Source organism: Kineococcus vitellinus (genome assembly GCF_009906315.1).
GTDB classification, from domain to species: Bacteria; Actinomycetota; Actinomycetes; order Actinomycetales; family Kineococcaceae; genus Kineococcus; species Kineococcus vitellinus.
Genome location: NZ_JAAALL010000407.1, coordinates 1 through 2,975, shown reverse-complemented (window position 1 = coordinate 2,975; position 2,975 = coordinate 1). Strand labels below are relative to the sequence as shown.

Annotated in this window: 3 protein-coding genes and 1 pseudogene; 1 reads left to right on the top strand and 3 read right to left on the bottom strand. The window is 78.4% G+C overall.

Features of this window, described 5'->3' with window-relative positions; all coding sequences use genetic code 11:
- Window positions 1-584 (bottom strand): annotated as a pseudogene (locus GTQ99_RS21645) (FUSC family protein); the annotation flags it as partial.
- Window positions 585-660: 76 nt separating this feature from the next.
- Here GTQ99_RS21645 and GTQ99_RS21640 point away from each other — a divergent pair.
- A complete protein-coding gene (locus GTQ99_RS21640; RefSeq protein ID WP_205707983.1) occupies window positions 661-1,155 on the top strand; it encodes a MarR family transcriptional regulator in 495 nt (164 codons plus the stop codon).
- 15 nt (window positions 1,156-1,170) lie between these two features.
- Here the strand turns inward: GTQ99_RS21640 and GTQ99_RS21635 are convergent, their stop codons facing one another.
- Both GTQ99_RS21635 and ygfZ read right to left on the bottom strand, forming a co-directional pair.
- The gene (locus GTQ99_RS21635; RefSeq protein WP_166617759.1) at window positions 1,171-1,770 is read right to left on the bottom strand and encodes an RsiG family protein; all 600 of its coding nucleotides are present in this window, start codon (window positions 1,768-1,770) and stop codon (window positions 1,171-1,173) included.
- 93 nt (window positions 1,771-1,863) lie between these two features.
- Window positions 1,864-2,919 carry a CAF17-like 4Fe-4S cluster assembly/insertion protein YgfZ gene (gene ygfZ, locus GTQ99_RS21630; protein WP_166617760.1) on the bottom strand — a complete coding sequence of 352 codons (1,056 nt, stop codon included), beginning with the start codon at window positions 2,917-2,919 and terminating at the stop codon, window positions 1,864-1,866.
- Between the last annotated feature and the right edge of the window lie 56 nt (window positions 2,920-2,975).

Below are 2,975 nucleotides of genomic sequence, written 5' to 3'. Positions count from 1 at the left end.
GCCGCGAGCACCGCCGCGACGGCGCGGGCGAGCGCACCGCGCTCGGGGCCGTCCGGGCGCAGCAGCCACGGGCCGCAGCCGAGGGCCGTCGCGAAGGCCGCGCAGGCCGCCGCGACGAGGACCACCAGCGGCAGCTGCCCGGCGCTCAGCGGTTCCTGGGTGAGCGTGCCGGCGGCGAAGACGGGGATGATGCCCGCCGGCGGCCCGGTGCGCACGGCGTCGGTGACGAGCTTGGCGGCCAGCGCGACGAGGGCGACCAGCAGCGCCGGCACGAGGACGTCGGCCCACCCCGCCAGCGGCAGCACGGCGCCGACGGCGCCGACGAGGACGGCGAGGACGAGGCCGAGGCCCGTCCAGGCCTGGGTGCGCAGGCGGCGGGCGTACGGCTCGGTGCGCCCGTAGAGGCCGCTCATGGCGCCGAAGGCCGCGGGCGCGGCCAGCAGGGGCGCGTCGGCGGCGAGCGCCAGGGCCAGCGGGACGGCGAGCGCGACCGTCGCGGTCCCGGCCGCCCACCACGGGTGCGGGCCGGGGGCGAGGCGGCCCCAGCCGCTCAGCGCGGCGGCCAGGTGGCGGAGCAGGGTCACCGGTCGAGGTTAACAGGTGCTTCACCGGTGAAACACCTGTCCACGACCAGCGAAGGGGTTCGCGTAGGCTGGGCGGGTGCCCCCCCTCGACGCCGACCAGGTCGACGACGCCCGCGCGGAGTGGGCGCGGGTGCACCCGGACCTGGACACCTCCGCCATGGACGTCGCCGGCCGGCTCCGGCTGGCCGCGGCCGCGCTGGCCCGCGCCGGCGAGGCGCCCGTGCGCGCGGAGGGCCTGACCCGCCCCGAGTTCGACGTGCTCAGCGCGGTGCGCCGCCAGCGCGCACCGCTGACCCCCACCGACGTCGCCGCGGCCACCCTCGCCTCGGGCGCGGCGACGACCAAGCGCCTGGACCACCTCACGAGGACGGGCCACCTGCAGCGCACCCCCGACGCGCGCGACGGCCGCGTCAGCCGGCTGTCGCTGACCGAGGCCGGCACCGCCCTCGTCGACCGCCTGCTGCCGCAGGTCCTGCGCGCCGAGGCCGACTTCACGGCCGCCCTGGACGAGGGCGAGCGGGACGCCCTCGCGCAGGTGCTGCGCACGCTGCTGCGCGCCAACCGGGTGTGAGCCCGGGCGGCGCCGTCAGCGCGGGGTGCGCAGCGCGTCCTCGACGGTGACGACGCCCTCGCGGTAGCGGCGGGCGATCTCCTCGGTGCAGGCGTCCATGACCTCCTGCACGCGGTGCCGGTCCCCCGACAGCTCGTGCTCCAGGCCCACCAGGCGCTCGCGCGCGGCCGCCAGCTGCCCGTCGTCCATCGCGGACAGGTCGGACAGGTGCGGGTCGGCGACGGCGAGCTCGGCGCGGCGGCGGTGCTCGCCGACGCGGCTGGGCTCCACGGAGCTGAAGCGGCCCATGCCGTGGTTGCTGCGGCGGGGGTCGGCCAGCACGTCGGTCAGCGACGCGACGAGCTCGGCGTCCGAGCGCGCCCCGTGCGGCTGCGGCCCCTGCGCGCCGTCGGCGCCGGAGCGGCGCTGCTCCTCGGCGCCGAGCAGGTCCAGGCGGCCCTGCAGCAGGCGGCGGGCGTAGGACAGGTCCGCCTCCTCCTGCTCGGCGAGGTTGCGGTGCTCGCGCAGGGTCTCCAGGTCCATCTCGGCCAGGCCGGCGAGGAACTCGGGCGAGAGCACCTGGTCGAGCGCGCGGCGCCCGCCCGCCTGGTACCCGCTGACGTTGTCCTCGCTCATGGCGCCCTCCGGTGGCTGGCTCGCTGACGGCCCTCGCATCGCGGCGGCGTCCGCCGCACCCCGAGTATGACGCACCGGTGGGTGATCAGACGGTCACGGAGCGACGATGGTCTCCTGCGCCGCGGCGAGGGGGCGCTGCTCGTGCCCCGCGGTGCCCGACCCGGCCACCGCGAACAGCTGCGCGTCCACCGGCAGCGACCGCTTGACGAGCGCCAGCGCCACCGGCCCCAGCTCGTGGTGGCGCGCGGCCGTCGTGACGCGCCCCACCCGCCTGCCCTCGTGCACGACGTCGTCGCCGTGCGCGGGCAGGTCGTGCGAGGAGCCGTCCAGGTGCAGCATCACCAGCCGCCGCGGCGGCCGGCCCAGGTTGTGCACCTTCGCGACGGTCTCCTGCCCGCGGTAGCAGCCCTTGTGCAGGTGCACCGCCGTGCGCAGCCAGTCCAGCTCGTGCGGGATCGAGCGCTCGTCGGTCTCCAGGCCCGGCCGCGGGCGCCACGCCTCCACGCGCAGCGCCTCGGCGGCCCAGGTGCCGGCGAGGCGGCGCCCGCCGACGGCGGCGGCCAGCCCGGCGCGCGGGACGAGGACCTCCCGCCACGGCCGCTCGGCGCCCGGGTGCTCCAGCGTGGCGACGGCCGCGTAGCTGGCGGTGTCGGCGCTGCCGCCCTCGTTCGCGGGCACGGCACCGGGCCACGGGTCGACCCACACGGGCCCCAGGGTGCTGCTCGCCGACCGGCTGGGCTCGCCCAGCACCGCCCACTCGGCGCTGACGTCGGCGACCTCGACGCGCAGCATGAAGCGCATGCGCTCCAGGAAGGCGCGCAGGGCGTCGACGGCACCGGGCTCGACGGTGATCCAGGTGGCCTCGCCGTCCTCGAGCAGGTGCAGGTCGTGCTCGATGCGCCCGGTGGGGCTGAGCACGAGCGTCTCGGTGGACGTGCCGGCGGGCAGGCCCGTCAGCGCCTGGGTGGTGATGCTGTGCAGCCAGCTGAGGCGGTCCGGGCCGGTCAGGCGCAGCACGCCGCGGTGCGAGGCGTCGACGACGGCCTCGCCGCGCACGAGCGCGCGCTGCTCGCCGACCGGGTCGCCGTAGTGCCAGGCGACACCGGCGTCCGGCCCGTCGGCGGCGACCGCGCCGGGCGCCCCGAGCAGCGGCGAGCGCGGCGCGGGCGCCGCCTCGACGGCAGGGTCCGCGGGCGGGGTGGCGG

Excerpts from the sequence above, each read along its gene's own strand:
- GTQ99_RS21635 (WP_166617759.1), bottom strand. The coding sequence starts at position 1,770 with ATGAGCGAGGACAACGTCAGCGGGTACCAGGCGGGCGGGCGCCGCGCG.